Here is a 15,595-nt window from a genome sequence, read left to right as displayed (position 1 = left end):
CGAGGTATTCCCGTACGAGATCGGCCGCGTGACCGCTCATCAGCTCGTCGCGGCGCGTCACGACATGACGGATGCCCAGCGAGGGCCGTCCGCCCCCGGCCGGACCGCCGCCTCGGGCACCGGGACCGCGTACCTGCTCTATGTGGCGGGGAAGCTGGGCGGGGCGCTCGTGTCGCTCTTCGCCGTTCTCGTCACCAGCTTCTTCCTCTTCCGGATCATCCCCGGTGATCCGGTCAAGGCGATGACCCACGGAGTGCCGACGTCCGCCGAGCAGTTGGCGACACTGCGCCGGCAGTTCGGTCTGGATCTGCCGCTGTGGCAGCAGTTCACCGACTACTGCGCCAAGGCACTCAGCGGCGATCTGGGCACCTCGTACCAGTTCCATGCACCGGTGGGCGAGCTGATCGTCCAGAAGCTGCCCGCGACGCTGCTGCTCACGGGCGTCGCGGTGGTGATCTACTCGGCGCTCGGGCTCTGGCTCGGTACGCGCTCCGCGTGGCGCAACGGAAGCCTCGGCGACCGGCTCAACACCGGTGTGGCGCTGACGCTGTGGTCCGTGCCCGCCTTCTGGCTCGGGCTGCTGCTGATCATCTTCTTCTCGGTGGGCATCGGGCCGGTGCCCGGGATGTTCCCGACCGGCGGGATGGAGTCGGGCGACACGACCGGCTTCGCGTACGTCGTGGACGTGGCGCACCACATGGTGCTGCCGGTGACCACCCTGGTCGCGGTCGGCTACGCGCAGACGCTGCTCGTCATGCGGTCCTCGCTGCTGGACGAGATGGGCAGCGACTACCTGACGACGGCGCGCGCGAAGGGGCTGCGGGACGATCTGGTACGCCGCCGCCACGCAGTGCCCAACGCGATGCTGCCCACGGTCACGATGGTGTTCATCAATCTGGGCCATGTGGCTGCCGGTTCGATCCTCGTCGAAACAGTGTTCTCGTGGCCGGGGCTCGGCGGGCTGTTCTACTCGGCGCTCAGCGTGCCGGACCTGCCGCTCGTCCAGGGGCTGTTCGTCGTCTTCGCCGGCGCGATGATTGTGATGAACCTCCTCGCCGACCTGTTGTATCCGCTGCTCGATCCCCGGGTGGGCCGATGACTCTGGAGAAGACCCCGCCGTCGCGCGATCCGTCCGCCTCGGGGGACGCGGCCGCTGAGGCCGCCGCTGAGGCGACCGGGCCTGCCGAGGCGACGTCCACCGCGGCGGAGCCGACGGTCACGGGGCCGTCGGCCGCCTCCCTCACCTGGGCCCGGCGGCGCGGCTCGGTGATCCGGTTCTGGGCGCGGTACCGCGCGCACCGTGCGGGGCTGTTCGGCCTCGCGGGGCTCGCACTCATCGCGCTGCTCGCACTCCTCGCGCCACTGCTCGTCGGCGGCGACGTGGCGAGTGTGACGGACGCCCCGGGCACGGCCCTGGAGAAGCCCAGCGGCGAGTTCCCTCTCGGTACCGACCAGTTCGGCCGGTCACTGCTGGGACTGTTGATCTGGGGCTCACGGGTCTCGCTCACCGTCGGTCTGCTGGCCGCCGCGCTCTCCGTGGCCATCGGCACGCTGGTCGGCGTCGTCGCGGGGCACTACGGGGGCTGGTTCGCCACTGTGGTCATGCGGATCACGGACTGGTTCCTGGTGATGCCGACCCTGGTGCTGGCCATCGTGCTGGCGACGGTCATGTCCCGGTCCCTCTGGACGGTGATCCTGGCGATCGGAGTCACGAGCTGGCCGACGACGGCGCGGCTGGTCCGGGCGCAGACGATCGCCGTCGAGTCCCGCCCGTACATCGAGCGTGCCCGTGCGCTCGGCGGCGGGCACCGGCACATCATGACGCGTCACGTGCTGCCCAATGTGATGCCGCTGGTGCTCGCCCAGACGACGCTGGGCATCTCCAGCGCCATCCTGACCGAGGCCACGCTCGCCTTCCTCGGTCTCGGCGATCCTGTCATCATCTCGTGGGGCGGGATGCTCCAGGACGCGCGCGAGGCGGGCGCCGTCTCGTCCGGGCACTGGTGGTACCTGGCGCCGCCCGGTATCGCGATCGCGTTCGTCGCACTCGCCTTCACGCTCTGCGGCCGCGCCATCGAGGCTGTGCTCAACCCGAAGCTGGGGGTTCCCCGTTGACCACCACGACCGGCGTGACATCCGAGGCGGGCACGGGCGGCGCCGTCAGCCTGCTGGAGGTCAGGAACCTGCGGGTGACGTACGGCACGGGGCCCACCGCCGTGCCCGCCGTACGGGGCGTCGACCTGACCGTCGGCTCCGGCAGCAAGCTGGGCATCGCGGGCGAGTCGGGGTGCGGCAAGTCCACGCTCGCCCTGGCACTGCTCCGGCTGCTGCCGCCCGCGGCGAAGCTCTCCGGGGAGATCCTGCTCGACGGAGAGGACGTCCTCACCATGAAGTGGGGCCGGCTGCGCGCCGTACGGTGGGCGGGCGCGTCGATCGTCTTCCAGGGCGCCATGCACTCGCTCAACGCGGTGCACCGGATCGGGGACCAGATCGCCGAACCGGTGCTGCTGCACCGGCGGGCCACCCCCGGCGCCGCGCGGGCGCGCGCCGCGGAGCTGCTGGAGCAGGTCGGGCTCTCGGCCGCCCGCGCCGACGCGTATCCGCACGAGCTGTCCGGTGGCCAGCGCCAGCGCGTCATGATCGCGATGGCACTCGCCTGCGACCCGCGCCTGATCGTCGCGGACGAGCCGACCACGGCGCTCGACGTGATGATCCAGGCGCAGATCCTGCGACTGATCGAACGGCTCGTCGCCGACCAGAACATCAGTCTGCTGATGATCAGTCACGACCTGGCCGTGCTGGCGGACACCTGCGACCGGCTCGCCGTGATGTACGCGGGCCGGATCGTCGAGGAGGGCCCCGCACGGGGCGTGTACGACGCGGCTGAGCACCCGTACGGTCGCGCCCTCTCCGCCGCGTTCCCGCGGATCGGGGACCTCGCGTCGCGCCGCGCGCCGCGTGGGCTGCCCGGCGACCCGCCCGACCCGGCGGCGCTGCCGCCCGGCTGTACCTTCCATCCGCGCTGTCCCGTCGCGCTGGACTCCTGCGCCCACGACGACCAGACGCTGCGCGACGTGAGCCCGGGGCATCGCGCGGCGTGCGTACGGGCTGGCGGCGTGCCGATCACCACGGGCGCCGCGAAGCCCCCGCCGTGACGTCGGGCACCGTACGCCGCGGCGCTACGGCCATCGTCCACGTGGCCCCAGCCGCAGCCGCAGCTGTGCCCACGCCCGTGACAGCGCGGCCGACCATCCGCGCCCGTCGCGCCGTACGCCGCCCTGTCGGGCGCCCCGTACGGCGCGCTGTCCGCTGCCCCGCTGTGCGCTGCCCCTCTTCCCGCGCCCCGTACGGCGCGGATAGGGGGCGGCGTACGGCGCGCGACACCACGTATCCGTGTACCGATCCGCCCGCACGACCCGCCCGACGCCCTCCCCTCCGTACGCTCCGTACGGAGCGTACGAGCAAGCGACGCACCACAGTGGCCCGTAACGCCGCCGGACGGCCATCCCCGAGGAGCCAGCCATGACGACCACCCCCGCGCCGCCGGCACCCCTGCCGCGGACGCCGCTGCTCTCGGCCACCGGGCTGAGCGTCACCTTCCCGGGGCGGCGCGGCGCGGCGCCCGCCCGCGCCGTCGACGGGGTCGACCTCGACATCGCTCCCGGGGAGATCGTCGCCCTGGTCGGCGAGTCCGGCTGCGGCAAGACCACACTGGCCCGCTCGCTCCTCGGACTGGTGTCCCCCACGGCGGGCGCGGTCGCCTTCGCCGGGGAGCCCCTGGGTTACGGCTCGCGCGCCCTCAAGGCATACCGTCGGCGTGTCCAGCTCGTGCTCCAGGACCCGAGCGGCTCGCTCAACCCGCGCCACACCGTCTACGACGCGGTGGCCGAGGGCCTGCGGATCCACGGCCACCAGGGCGACGAGCGCGCGGCCGTGGCGGAGGCACTGTCCCGCGCGGGGCTGCGGCCGCCCGAACGCTTCTTCCTGCGCTACCCGCACGAGCTGTCCGGCGGGCAGCGCCAGCGCGTCGTCATCGCGGGCGCCCTGGTCCTGAAGCCCGAACTGATCGTCGCGGACGAGCCGGTGGCGTCCCTGGATGCCTCCGTACGGGGCGAGATCCTGGCCCTGCTGCTCTCACTGCGCGACGAACTGGGGCTCTCCGCGCTGGTGGTGACGCACGATCTGGGACTCGCGTGGAACATCGCCGACCGGGTGGCCGTGATGTACCTCGGCCGGATCGTGGAGACCGGACCCGTCGAGGACGTCCTGACGGCGCCTCAGCACCCGTACACGCAGGCGCTGCTCTCCGTGCTGCCCGAGTCGGAGGGCGTCCCGGTCGTCCTCACGGGCGAGCCGCCGGATCCGTCCCGCATCCCGCAGGGCTGCCGCTTCCACGCGCGGTGCCAGGTGCTCGCGTCGGGCGCCGCGGAACAGGCGGGCGTCGCGGACCGGTGCCGTACGGCACCGCTGCCGGTACTGACGGGCGGTTCCGGGGCGCAGGTCGCCTGCCACGCCGCGCAGGCGGCGCGGGCTATGGGGTGACCTACGGGGCCTCCGTGCGGGGCCTCGCCTCGCGCGGCGTACGGCGCACGTAACAAGGCCCCGTACGGCGCTACGACGCGTCGTACGACTCCGTCAGGGCTCGGGCCCGCTTCACGTCGTCCGCCATGGCTTCGAGCAGCGCGTCGATGGACTCGAACTTCCGCATGCCCCGTACGTACGACAAGAAGTCGACCGTGACGTGGAGCCCGTACAGGTCCAGCCCCACTCGGTCGATCGCGTACGCCTCGACCGTCCGGTCGACGCCTTCGAACTGCGGGTTCGTGCCCACGGAGATCGCGGCAGGCATCCGCTCGCCGTCGGCCGTGAGCCACCCCGCGTAGACGCCGTCGGCCGGGACCGCGGTGTGCGGCAGGGTCTCCACGTTGGCGGTCGGGAAGCCGAGTTCACGTCCGCGCTGCGCACCGCGCACCACCACGCCCTCGACACGGTGCGGCCGGCCCAGGATCTCCGCGGCCCCCTCTACGTCGCCCTCGGCGACGAGGCGGCGCGTCAGCGTGGAGGAGAAGGGCTCGCCGCCGCCCGCCGAACCGCTCACGTACAGGTCGACGACCTCGACTTCGTAGTCGTACGTCGCGCCCAGGTCGGCGAGGACGGCGACGTTGCCCGCCGCTTTGTGGCCGAAGCGGAAGTTCGGGCCCTCTATGACGGCACGGGCGTGCAACTTGTCGACCAGCACCTTCACGATGAAGTCCGCGGGCGACAGCTTGGAGAACTCCAGCGTGAAGGGCAGGATCAGCAGCGCGTCCACGCCCAGTCCCGCCATCAACTCGGCGCGCCGGTGGTGCGGGGCGAGCAGCGGCGGATGGCTGCCGGGACGTACGACCTCGCTGGGGTGCGGGTCGAAGGTCACCACGACCGACGGTACGCCCAGCTCGCGCGCCTTCTCGACGGCGCGCCCGATGATGAGCTGGTGCCCGCGGTGCACCCCGTCGTAGGAGCCGATGGTGACGACGCTGCGCCCCCAGTCCTGGGGGATGTCCGCCAAGCCACGCCAGCGCTGCACTGAGACCGCTCCTCGCCCGAACCTGTGTACGTCTTTTCCAGTCACGCAATGCTAAGACTGCCATGCCCCGCGCTCGCGCCCCCCAATGCCCCCGTGAGCCTGTCCGTCCCACGGTGAAAACCCGGGCCGGGAATCCGGGCCGGAAACCGGCCGCCGTATCAGCCGAAGACCGCAAGGCTCTTCGCCTTCCCGTGCTGCTCCTCCACGAGCGCCACGAAGCGGCCCTGCGGGTCGAAGACGGCGACCGGCCCGGTGTCGAACGCGGGCATGTCGAGCCGTACGCCGTTGAGCAGGAGCCTGGCGCGCTTCTCGTCCACGTCCCAGCGCGCGAACGCCGCGGCCGCGGCGTCGGCGACCGGCATGACCGTCAGCTCTTCCTGGAGCTGATCGAGGGTCCGCGCGCCGTCCAGCGCGTACGGGCCCACCCTGGTCCTGCGCAGCGCGGTGAGATGGCCGCCCACCCCGAGTCCCGCGCCGAGGTCGCGGGCGAGGGCGCGGATGTACGTACCGGAGGAGCAGACGACGGAGACGACCAGGTCGAGGACCGGGGTGCCGTCCTCCGCCACGGCGTCGCGGACATCGTAGAGGCGGAAGGACGAGACGGTCACCGGCCGGGCCGGGATCTCGAACTCCTCGCCGCCGCGCACCCGCGCGTACGACCGCTTGCCGTCGATCTTGATGGCGCTGACCTTGGAGGGCACCTGCATGATCGCGCCGGTGAGGGCGGCGATCCCGGCGTCGATGGCCTCGCGCCGCACCGCGGAGGCGTCGGTGGCGGAGGTGATCTCCCCCTCCGCGTCGTCCGTGACGGTGTCCTGGCCGAGCCGGATCGTGCCGAGGTACTCCTTCTCCGTCAGCGCGAGGTGGCCGAGGAGCTTCGTGGCGCGCTCCACGCCCAGGACGAGGACGCCGGTCGCCATGGGGTCGAGGGTGCCCGCGTGTCCGACGCGCCGGGTTCTGGCGATGCCTCGCATCTTGGCGACGACGTCGTGCGAGGTGAAGCCCGACGGCTTGTCCACGATGATCAGGCCGTCGGGCGTCTTGGTCTGCTGAGTCATTCCGCGGCGGCGCCGTCCGTGCTGCCGTCGGCCTCGTCGTCGGCGGCGTCGGCCTTGCGGTACGGGTCGGCCCCGGCCGCGTAGGTCTTGCCTGTCGACACGTTCCGCACCTCGGCGTCCTTGGCGCGCGCCTTGTCGAGGAGGTCCTCGATGGTGCGCGCGTTGTCCGGGAGGGCGTCGGGTACGAACGCCAGCGTCGGGGTGAAGCGGACGCCGGTCTGGCGCCCCACCTCGGAGCGGAGGATGCCCTTGGCGCTCTCCAGTGCCGCCGCGGAGGCCGCACGCTCCTCGTCGTCGCCGTAGACCGTGTAGAAGACCGTGGCCTCCCGCAGGTCGCCGGTGACGCGGGCGTCCGTGATGGTCACGAAGCCGAGTCGCGGGTCCTTGATACGCCGGTCCAGGGTCTCCGCGACCACGACCTGGATGCGATCGGCCAGCTTGCGGGCCCGCGCGTTGTCGGTCACCGGTCCGTCACTCTTCCTTCTGGGGTTCTTGCTGGTCTCCAGCTGCTTCTCCAGCTGGCTTGCTTACTCGTTCTCCACCTGAGTCTCATACCGAGTCTCTGTGTCGTACAGCCCGGGCCGTACAGCCCGGGGCCCGGGCGTAGAGCCCTGACACGCCCCGTGCCACGCCCCGTACGGCGCCGCACCGGGCGGTACGGGGCGCGCCGGGTGGCGAGGCATCACCGGGCGGGTCACTCCTCGTCGTCGCCGTGGAGCCGGCGCCGTACCGACAGCAGCTCCACCTCCGGCCGGCCGGCGACCATACGCTCGCACCGGTCCAGCACGTCGGTGAGGTGCCCCCAGTCCCCGGACACCACCGCGAGGCCGATCTCGGCCCTGCGGTACAGGTCCTGGTCGCCGGTCTCCGCCGCACTCACCGCGAATTTCCGCTGCAGCTCGGCGACGATCGGCCGGACGACGGAGCGTTTCTCCTTCAACGACCGTACGTCGCCGAGAAGCAGATCGAAGGACAGTGTCCCCACATACATGTATGTCCGGATGTCCCGCCGGTACGGGTTCGAAGGCCCTGCCGATGCTTGGCAGGGGCACAAGAACCGTACACGGAACGGCCGGGGCCGATCGACGGAAATACGTCCCGTCGACCGGCCCCGGACCGGCTGCCGCGCGTCAGCCGCGCGGCTTCTCCCGCATCTCGTACGTCGCGATGACGTCGTCGATCTTGATGTCGTTGAAGTTTCCGAGGTTGATACCGCCCTCGAAGCCTTCGCGGATCTCGGTGACGTCGTCCTTGAAGCGGCGCAGACCCTGGATGTTGAGGTCCTCCGCGATGACCTTGCCGTCGCGGATGAGCCGGGCCTTGGTGTTGCGCTTGACCTCGCCGGAGCGGATGAGAACACCCGCGATGTTGCCCAGCTTGGACGAGCGGAAGATCTCGCGGATCTCCGCCGTGCCCAGCTCGACCTCTTCGTACTCCGGCTTGAGCATGCCCTTGAGGGCCGCTTCGATCTCCTCGATCGCCTGGTAGATGACCGAGTAGTAGCGGACATCCACGCCTTCGCGGTCGGCCATCTGCGCGGCACGCCCTGCGGCGCGCACGTTGAAGCCGATCACGATGGCGTCGGAGCCCATGGCCAGGTCGATGTCCGACTCCGTGACCGCACCCACGCCGCGGTGCAGGACGCGGATGTCGACCTCTTCGCCGACGTCGAGCTGGAGCAGCGAGGACTCCAGGGCCTCCACCGAACCGGACGCGTCGCCCTTGATGATGAGGTTGAGTTCCTGCACCAGACCGGCCTTGAGGGCCTCGTCCAGGTTCTCCAGGGAGAACCTGACGCCCCTGCGGGCGAAGGCCGCGTTCCGCTCGCGAGCGGCGCGCTTCTCCGCGATCTGCCGGGCGGTACGGTCCTCGTCGACGACGAGGAAGTTGTCGCCGGCGCCGGGGACGTTGGTGAGACCGAGGACCAGGACGGGCGTCGAAGGCGTCGCCACGTCGACGTTGTTGCCGTTGTCGTCGAGCATCGCCCGGACACGGCCGTACGCGTCACCGGCGACCATCGTGTCGCCGACGCGCAGCGTTCCGCGCTGGACGAGCACGGTGGCGACGGCGCCGCGACCGCGGTCGAGATGGGCCTCGATGGCGATACCCTGCGCGTCCTGCTCCGGGTTGGCCCGCAGGTCGAGCGAGGCGTCCGCGGTGAGGACCACGGCCTCCAGCAGGCTGTCGATGTGCAGGCCCTGCTTGGCGGAGATGTCGACGAACATGGTGTCGCCGCCGTACTCCTCGGCCACCAGACCGAACTCGGTGAGCTGACCGCGCACCTTGGTCGGGTCGGCGCCCTCGACGTCGATCTTGTTGACCGCGACCACGATCGGCACGTCGGCCGCCTTGGCGTGGTTCAGCGCCTCGATCGTCTGGGGCATCACACCGTCGTTGGCCGCGACCACGAGGATCGCGATGTCGGTGGACTTCGCACCACGGGCACGCATGGCGGTGAACGCCTCGTGACCCGGGGTGTCGATGAAGGTGATCTTGCGCTCTTCACCGTTGACGTCCGTGGCGACCTGGTACGCACCGATGTGCTGCGTGATCCCGCCGGCCTCGCCCGCGACGACGTTCGTCTTGCGGATCGCGTCCAGCAGCCGGGTCTTACCGTGGTCGACGTGACCCATGACGGTGACGACCGGCGGACGGGACACGAGCGCTTCCTCGCCGCCCTCGTCCTCGCCGAACTCGATGTCGAAGGACTCGAGCAGCTCGCGGTCCTCCTCCTCGGGGCTGACGATCTCGACGACGTAGTTCATCTCGCTGGCGAGGAGCTGCAGCGTCTCGTCGGAGACGGACTGCGTGGCCGTGACCATCTCGCCGAGGTTCATCATCACGGCGACGAGCGACGCCGGGTTGGCGTTGATCTTCTCCGCGAAGTCGGTGAGCGACGCACCGCGCGACAGCCGGACCGTCTGGCCCTGGCCGCGCGGCAGCATGACGCCGCCGACCGACGGGGCCTGCATGGCCTCGTACTCCTGGCGCCTCTGCCGCTTCGACTTGCGCCCACGGCGGGCGGGCCCGCCCGGACGGCCGAACGCGCCCTGTGTGCCACCACGGCCGCCGGGACCACCCGGACGTCCGCCGAAGCCGGGACGGCCACCGCCGCCACCGAAGCCGCCGCCACCGGGACGACCCGGGGCACCGCCGCCGCCACCGGGACGACCGGCGAAGCCGCCACCGCCGCCGCCACCCGGACGACCGGCGAAGCCGCCGCCACCGGGACGACCGCCGCCACCGCCGCCACCCGGGCGACCGGGGCCGCCGGGACCACGGCCACCGCCGGGGCCACCGCCGGGACGCGGGCCGGCAGCGGGACGCTGCGGCATCATGCCCGGGTTCGGACGGTTACCACCGGGGCCACCGCCGGGACCCGCGGCGCGCGGGGCCTGCGGACGCGGCATACCACCCGGGGTCGGACGGCCGCCGCCCTGTCCGCCGGGGCCGGCCTGCGGACGGGGACCGCCCTGACCGGCACCCTGCGGGCGCGGGCCGGGGGCACCGGGGCCGCCGGGACGCGGGGCGCCGCCGGGACGGGGCGCCTGCGGGCGCGCCATGCCGGTGGAACCGCCGGACGTGAAGGGGTTGTTGCCCGGACGCGGGCCCGCGGGGCGGGCACCGGGACGCGGAGCCTGGCCGGGACGCGCGCCGCCGGGACGGCCACCCTGGCGCTGGTCGCCGCGCTGGTCACCCTGACGGTCGCCCTGGCGCTGGTCTCCCTGACCGCCCGCGGGGCGGTTGGAGGGACGCGGGCCGGGGGTGGCACCGGGCCGGGGACCGGCGGCCGGGGCCGACGGAGGCGCGGTGAACTCCGGGGTCGCCGGGGCCGCGGGACCCGGCCTCGCGGCGGGCCGCGGGGCGGCCGGTGCCGGACGCGGGCCGGGGCTCGGCGCCGGAGAGGGGGTGCTGCTCCTGGGGACCTCGGCGGCGGCCGGCTTGGGGGCCGGGACACCGGGCTTCGGCGCAGCGGGACGTGCCGCCTGGGCCGCGGAGGCCGGAGACGGGGGGGCGGGCCTTGCGGGGGTCGCCTTACGGGGCGCCCCGGGCTTGGCAGCGGGTCGGCCGGCGTTGCCGCCGGGCCCCTGCAAAGCGTCAGTCAATTTGCGCACGACCGGCGCCTCGATCGTCGAGGACGCCGAACGGACGAATTCACCGAGTTCCTGGAGCTTGGCCATGACGACCTTGCTCTCCACACCGAACTCCTTGGCGAGTTCGTATACCCGGACCTTAGCCACTTCGCTCCTTTTAGGTCCGGGTTACCGCCGGACCGTCGCTACTTCATGGGCGTACTCATCGCGTACTCATCGAGTGCTCATCGCAATCTCGACCTACTTCCAACTCGCGAGGTACCTGAACCGCACGGGGTCCCGTGCCGTACTTCTTCTTACAGTGCCGACTGCTCGACAAACCGGCGCAGTTCCGTGCTGTCGAGCGATCCCTGGACCTTGAAGGCCCTGGAGAACGCCCGGCGGCGGATCGCCAGGTCGAGACAGATCAAGGCGGGATGCGTGTACGCACCCCGGCCGGGCAGCGTACCGCGTTGATCGGGAACACAGTGTTCACCCATCGCCACGATGCGCAGCAGATCGTTCTTGGCCGCTCGCTTCCGGCAGCCCACGCACGTTCGCTCAGGGCAGCCTCGGTCGCTCGTCCGGCCAGACACCTTCAAGTCTACCTCCCCGCGCCGACCTCACCCCTTTGGGGCAACGTTCGAACGCTCACGTACACAAAAGGGCGCGACGGTGTTCGGCGGGATCCCTCCGCCGGGCACATGGAAGGCCCACGGAAGATGCACGGAAGATGACTCCCGGATCGTTACCCGCCGGTATCAGCCGCGCTCGCCGTTCCCGCTCCGTTCGCCGCCCCGAGGCCCCGTACGGGGCCGGTCGTCGCTCCGGAACCGGTCGTCGCTCCTGGACCGGTCGGCTCCCCCACGATCACGGTCCCCGCCTCGGTCACGGTCCCCGCCGCGGTCACGATCGCCGCCGTCGTCCGGCTGCTCCGTGTCGGGGCGGATGTCGATGCGCCAGCCGGTGAGCCGCGCGGCGAGCCGGGCGTTCTGCCCTTCCTTGCCGATGGCCAGGGAGAGCTGGTAGTCCGGCACGGTCACCCGCGCGGACCTGGCGCCCAGATCGACGACCTCGACCTTGCTGACCCGGGCCGGCGACAGCGCGTTCGCCACCATCTCGGCCGGGTCGTCCGACCAGTCCACGATGTCGATCTTCTCGCCGAGCAGCTCGGCCATGACATTGCGCACACGCGCGCCCATCGGGCCGATACAGGCGCCCTTGGCATTGAGGCCGGAACGTGTCGAGCGCACGGCGATCTTGGTGCGGTGACCGGCCTCGCGGGCGATCGCCGTGATCTCCACGGAGCCGTCCGCGATCTCCGGGACCTCCAGCGCGAAGAGCTTCTTGACCAGATTGGGGTGCGTACGGGACAGCGTCACGGAGGGGCCCCGTACGCCGCGGGCCACGCGGACGACGTACGTACGCAGCCGCAGCCCGTGCGTGTACTCCTCACCCGGCACCTGCTCCTGCACGGGGAGGATGGCTTCGAGCTTGTCGTCCAGCTTGACGAGGACGTTCTTGGGGTCCTTGCCCTGCTGCACCATGCCGGCGACGACATCGCCCTCTCGGCGCGCGTACTCGCCGAAAGTGACGTCGTTCTCGGCGTCGCGCAGCCGCTGCTGGATAACCTGGCGGGCGGTGGTCGCGGCGATCCGGCCGAAGTCCGACGGCGTGTCGTCGAACTCCTTGGGCTCCTGGCCCTCTTCCAGATCGGCCGGGTCCTCCTTGGCCCAGACCGTGACGTGGCCATTCTCGCGGCTGAGGACGACACGGGCGCGCCGGTGGCTGCCGTCGGTGCGGTGGTAGGCGATGAGGAGGGCGGATTCGATCGCCTCGACCAGCAGATCGAAGGGGATCTCCTTCTCTTGTGCCAAGCCCTTCAGGAGCTTCACATCGATGTCCACGGCTACGCCTCCTCTTCCTTCTTGTCCTTGCGGTTGAACTCGATCTCGACGCGCGCCTTGGCGATCTGCGCGAACTCGACCCGGCGGGCGGTGGGTTTGCGCCCCTTCACGCCCGGCACTTCGAGGTCGAGTCCGCCGTCGTCCACGGAGAGGATGCGGGCCACCACTTCGCCGCCCTCGTGGAGCTGGATCCGGGCCAGCCGGCCGGTGGCGCGCAGATAGTGGCGGTGTTCGGTGAGCGGGCGTTCCGCACCGGGGGAGGTGACTTCGAGCTGGTACTCGTCCTCGCCCATCGCGTCCGTCTCGTCGAGCTTCTCCGAGATGGAGCGGCTCAGCTCGGCGCACTCGTCGAGGTCCACACCCTCGTCGGAGTCGACCACGATCCTCAGCACACGACGCCGGCCGGCCCGGGACACCTCGATCTCTTCCAGATCCAGGTCCTTGGCGCTGACGAGCGGTTCCAGCAGTCCGCGCAGCCTTTCGCTCTGGGTGGTGCTCATCCGGGTGACTCCTCGGCCGCGTGTGCTGTTGTGGGATCGTCGCGTGTCAGATCAGTCGTGTGTCGGATCAAAGGGTATCCGGTCTCCAGGGGTGTTGCCGTCCACGAACGGGTGACCCGCGGGTACGCTCGCACGCGATGATCATGGAGATCTTCACGAGCCCGAGGAGAGACGCGTGGGGCGCACGGGGACGACACGCAGACATGCCCTCTTGGCCGCGGGCGCCGCGACAGCCGGTCTGCTGACGGCGGCGTGCTCCTCGTCGGACTCGGCGGGCGGAGGGACCTCCACCGCGGCGGAGGAAGCGGCGGCCCGGGTCGCGCGCGTGGAGCAGGCGTTGCGACGGCGGTGCGCGGACACGAGCAGGGCGCTGCTCGCGCGGTACGACGCGGTACGGCAGCGCCATCCGGGAGAGGACGCACGGCTCGCGCCGTTGCGCGACGTGGTGGCGCGGCACATCGCGGTGTTGACGTCCGAGGGCCACAAGAAGGACGACGCCCGTGGGGACGAGGCGCATGGGGACAAGGCCCGCAAGGAGGAAGGGACAAGGGCGTCCGACGCGGCGTACGGGGCGGAGCGCGGGGCTGCGTACGGGGCGTCCGACGGAGCGTCGCGGGAGGCGGAAAAACCTTCCGCCTCCCCTGGCCCGCCGGGGCGGGCAGACGATCCGCGGACGTCTGGAACTCGGGGTTCACAGGCAGCCCAAGGGGCTCCGGGGTCAGCCGCCACGTCTGCCACGTCCACTCCCGCCGCCGCCCCTTCCGCCACTGACGCGACCGCCGCCACCGTGGCCGCGGATCCCGCCGCGGCGCTCAAGGAACTGGCCGCGGCCGAGCGCCGTACCTGCGACACGCACACCGCCACGCTCATGGAAGCGCCACCGGAACTCGCCCGGCTACTCGCTTCCCTCGCCGCGGCGAGCGCCGCCCACGCCTACCTTCTGACGGAAGGAACCCGCTCGTGACCACCCGTGTTGCGCTGGAGGCCGCGCAGGCCGCACTCGCCGCGGAGCACGCCGCCGTCTACGGGTACGGAGTCGTCGGCGGGCGCGTCGGCCTCGCACGCCGTTCCGAGGCCACCGCCGCGTACACCGCGCACCGTGCGCGGCGCGACGCGCTGGCGCGCACCGTGCGCGACATGGGCGGCAGACCCACCGTCGCGGCCGCGGCCTACGCACTGCCCTTCGAGGTGCCGGACGGAGCCGCGGCCGTACGGCTCGCCGCCGAGTTGGAGGACCGGGTCGCCGGGGTTTACTCGGATCTCGTACGCGCCTCGGAAGGGCCCCTGCGGCGCGAGGCGGCGGGGGCGCTGCGCGAGGCGGCGGTACGGGCCGTGCGCTGGCGCGGGAGCGGCGTAGCCTTTCCTGGGCTCGCCGAGAGAGCGTGAGCCCCGACACGTCCCCATGGCTCCGAAAGGGATCTACGCGCGTATGGGTTTCGAACCGCCCCAGCGCCTGACGCGCACGCTCGGCGAACTGACCGGGGACGCCGCTGCCGCCGAATGGCTCGGCCGGCTGCCCGCGCTCGCCACGGAGGCCGTTGCACGGCGCGGCCTTGAGGTCGAACGCGTGATCGCGCCAGGCGGTCGGAGCGGTCTGGTGCTGCTCGTACGGCGCCCCGGCGGCTCGCCCGCCACGCTCAAGATCGCGCCGCCTTTCGTGGCACCGGAGTTGGAACGCGCGGCGCTGGCGCACTGGCAGGGCTGGGGTGCGGTCAGGGTCCTCGACGCCACGGACGCGGAGGACGGCACGCTGCTCCTGGAACGTCTGCACCCGGAGATGTCGCTGCGTTCCCTGCCGGAGGCCAAGGCCCTGCTCGAAGCGGCGGGTACGGTGCGCCGTCTGTGGGTCGAGCCGCCCGCCGACCACGGCTTCGGCACGGTGACCGAACGGACCGCTTCCGAGGCGGTGAGACTGGACGCATCGTCGGACGAGAGCCTCGCGCCGCTCGTGTCCGCCGCGCTGACGGCACGCGACGCACTGTGCGCCACGTCCCCGGAGGAGGTGCTGCTGCACGGGGCGTTCCGCCAGGGCAAGGTACTGGCGGGCGACCGTGTGCCCTGGCTGGCTGTGGGTCCCGAGCCCGTCGTCGGTGAGCGCGCCTACGATCTGGCGCGGCTGGTACGCGACCGGGTGGAGGATCTCGTGGCGGCCTCGTCCGGTGCCTCCTCGGCGCGCCGCCGCGTCAACCGGCTGGCCGACTCCCTGGACCTCGACCGGGAGCGGCTGCGCGGCTGGACGCTCTTCCGCGCGGTGGAGTCGGGCACGCGTGCTCTGGAGGCGGGCCACCGCCAGAGCGCCGAATCGCTGCTGGAGTTCGCGGGCTGGCTCTGAGGCCCCCGCGGCGCGCCGTACGCCGCGCGGGGCGCCCTGTACGGCGGGGCCGCCCAACCCCGCGCTGCTGCTCCGTGAGTGCTGCGCTTGCGGCCCCGTACCGCGCCGACGCCGTACGGGGAGGAAACGCGCCCCGTACGGTGCGCAGCGCTGCGGCGG

At 72.0% G+C, this 15,595-nt stretch carries 15 protein-coding genes; 7 read left to right on the top strand and 8 right to left on the bottom strand.

The genetic code is table 11. From position 1 onward, the window contains the following. Nucleotides 1-64: 64 nt before the first annotated feature. The 4 genes from AB0P17_RS25225 to AB0P17_RS25210 all read left to right on the top strand — a co-directional run bounded on the left by AB0P17_RS25225 (nt 65) and on the right by AB0P17_RS25210 (nt 4,542). Entirely contained in the window at nt 65-1,099 is a 1,035-nt protein-coding gene (locus AB0P17_RS25225) for an ABC transporter permease (RefSeq protein ID WP_365814184.1), read from the top strand. Next, complete coding sequence (locus tag AB0P17_RS25220; RefSeq protein WP_365814175.1) at nt 1,096-2,115, top strand: ABC transporter permease; 1,020 nt, start codon at nt 1,096-1,098, stop codon at nt 2,113-2,115. Before AB0P17_RS25225 ends, AB0P17_RS25220 begins: the two co-directional genes overlap by 4 nt. Further along, entirely contained in the window at nt 2,112-3,155 is a 1,044-nt protein-coding gene (locus AB0P17_RS25215) for an ABC transporter ATP-binding protein (RefSeq protein ID WP_365814174.1), read from the top strand. The genes AB0P17_RS25220 and AB0P17_RS25215 overlap by 4 nt, the downstream gene beginning before the upstream one ends. Before the next feature lie 367 nt (nt 3,156-3,522). Beyond that, a complete protein-coding gene (locus AB0P17_RS25210) occupies nt 3,523-4,542 on the top strand; it encodes an ABC transporter ATP-binding protein (protein WP_365814173.1) in 1,020 nt (339 codons plus the stop codon). A 70-nt stretch (nt 4,543-4,612) separates the two neighbouring features. Here AB0P17_RS25210 and AB0P17_RS25205 read toward each other — a convergent pair whose 3' ends face one another. The 8 genes from AB0P17_RS25205 to rimP all read right to left on the bottom strand — a co-directional run bounded on the left by AB0P17_RS25205 (nt 4,613) and on the right by rimP (nt 13,104). After that, on the bottom strand, nt 4,613-5,566 hold the full coding sequence (locus AB0P17_RS25205) for a bifunctional riboflavin kinase/FAD synthetase (RefSeq protein WP_365814172.1): 954 nt from the start codon (nt 5,564-5,566) through the stop codon (nt 4,613-4,615). 158 nt (nt 5,567-5,724) lie between these two features. Then, the gene (gene truB / locus AB0P17_RS25200) at nt 5,725-6,624 is read right to left on the bottom strand and encodes a tRNA pseudouridine(55) synthase TruB (protein ID WP_365814171.1); all 900 of its coding nucleotides are present in this window, start codon (nt 6,622-6,624) and stop codon (nt 5,725-5,727) included. After that, complete coding sequence (gene rbfA, locus AB0P17_RS25195) at nt 6,621-7,088, bottom strand: 30S ribosome-binding factor RbfA (RefSeq protein ID WP_365814170.1); 468 nt, start codon at nt 7,086-7,088, stop codon at nt 6,621-6,623. Before rbfA ends, truB begins: the two co-directional genes overlap by 4 nt. Before the next feature lie 230 nt (nt 7,089-7,318). Continuing rightward, nucleotides 7,319-7,615 (bottom strand): DUF503 domain-containing protein, encoded by a 297-nt coding sequence (locus AB0P17_RS25190; RefSeq protein WP_365814169.1) that lies wholly within the window; start codon nt 7,613-7,615, stop codon nt 7,319-7,321. Between the two features lie 139 nt (nt 7,616-7,754). Then, a complete protein-coding gene (infB, locus tag AB0P17_RS25185; RefSeq protein ID WP_365814168.1) occupies nt 7,755-10,865 on the bottom strand; it encodes a translation initiation factor IF-2 in 3,111 nt (1,036 codons plus the stop codon). A gap of 149 nt (nt 10,866-11,014) precedes the next feature. Continuing rightward, nucleotides 11,015-11,293, bottom strand: a complete 279-nt coding sequence (locus tag AB0P17_RS25180) for a YlxR family protein (protein ID WP_365814183.1) — start codon at nt 11,291-11,293, stop codon at nt 11,015-11,017. 165 nt (nt 11,294-11,458) lie between these two features. Next, nucleotides 11,459-12,604, bottom strand: a complete 1,146-nt coding sequence (nusA, locus tag AB0P17_RS25175) for a transcription termination factor NusA (protein WP_365814167.1) — start codon at nt 12,602-12,604, stop codon at nt 11,459-11,461. A 2-nt stretch (nt 12,605-12,606) separates the two neighbouring features. Further along, the gene (rimP, locus tag AB0P17_RS25170) at nt 12,607-13,104 is read right to left on the bottom strand and encodes a ribosome maturation factor RimP (RefSeq protein ID WP_365814166.1); all 498 of its coding nucleotides are present in this window, start codon (nt 13,102-13,104) and stop codon (nt 12,607-12,609) included. A 175-nt stretch (nt 13,105-13,279) separates the two neighbouring features. Between rimP and AB0P17_RS25165 the strand changes: the two genes are divergently transcribed. The 3 genes from AB0P17_RS25165 to AB0P17_RS25155 are packed head-to-tail and all read left to right on the top strand — an operon-like array spanning nt 13,280 to nt 15,436. Further along, nucleotides 13,280-14,068 (top strand): hypothetical protein, encoded by a 789-nt coding sequence (locus tag AB0P17_RS25165; protein ID WP_365814165.1) that lies wholly within the window; start codon nt 13,280-13,282, stop codon nt 14,066-14,068. After that, nucleotides 14,065-14,490, top strand: a complete 426-nt coding sequence (locus AB0P17_RS25160) for a ferritin-like domain-containing protein (RefSeq protein ID WP_365814164.1) — start codon at nt 14,065-14,067, stop codon at nt 14,488-14,490. Before AB0P17_RS25165 ends, AB0P17_RS25160 begins: the two co-directional genes overlap by 4 nt. A 43-nt stretch (nt 14,491-14,533) precedes the next feature. Next, entirely contained in the window at nt 14,534-15,436 is a 903-nt protein-coding gene (locus AB0P17_RS25155) for an aminoglycoside phosphotransferase family protein (protein WP_365814163.1), read from the top strand. Nucleotides 15,437-15,595 lie beyond the last annotated feature (159 nt).

This window comes from Streptomyces sp. NPDC088124 (assembly GCF_040685895.1).
Classification (GTDB): Bacteria; Actinomycetota; Actinomycetes; order Streptomycetales; family Streptomycetaceae; genus Streptomyces.
Note: the sequence above shows the minus strand (reverse complement) of the source record. Positions and strands in the feature narration are given on the sequence as shown.

Coding starts and splice junctions, on each gene's coding strand:
- AB0P17_RS25225 (WP_365814184.1), top strand. CDS start 65: ATGACGGATGCCCAGCGAGGGCCGTCCGCCCCCGGCCGGACCGCCGCC.
- AB0P17_RS25220 (WP_365814175.1), top strand. CDS start 1,096: ATGACTCTGGAGAAGACCCCGCCGTCGCGCGATCCGTCCGCCTCGGGG.
- AB0P17_RS25210 (WP_365814173.1), top strand. CDS start 3,523: ATGACGACCACCCCCGCGCCGCCGGCACCCCTGCCGCGGACGCCGCTG.
- truB (WP_365814171.1), bottom strand. CDS start 6,624: ATGACTCAGCAGACCAAGACGCCCGACGGCCTGATCATCGTGGACAAG.
- AB0P17_RS25190 (WP_365814169.1), bottom strand. CDS start 7,615: ATGTATGTGGGGACACTGTCCTTCGATCTGCTTCTCGGCGACGTACGG.
- rimP (WP_365814166.1), bottom strand. CDS start 13,104: ATGAGCACCACCCAGAGCGAAAGGCTGCGCGGACTGCTGGAACCGCTC.
- AB0P17_RS25155 (WP_365814163.1), top strand. CDS start 14,534: ATGGGTTTCGAACCGCCCCAGCGCCTGACGCGCACGCTCGGCGAACTG.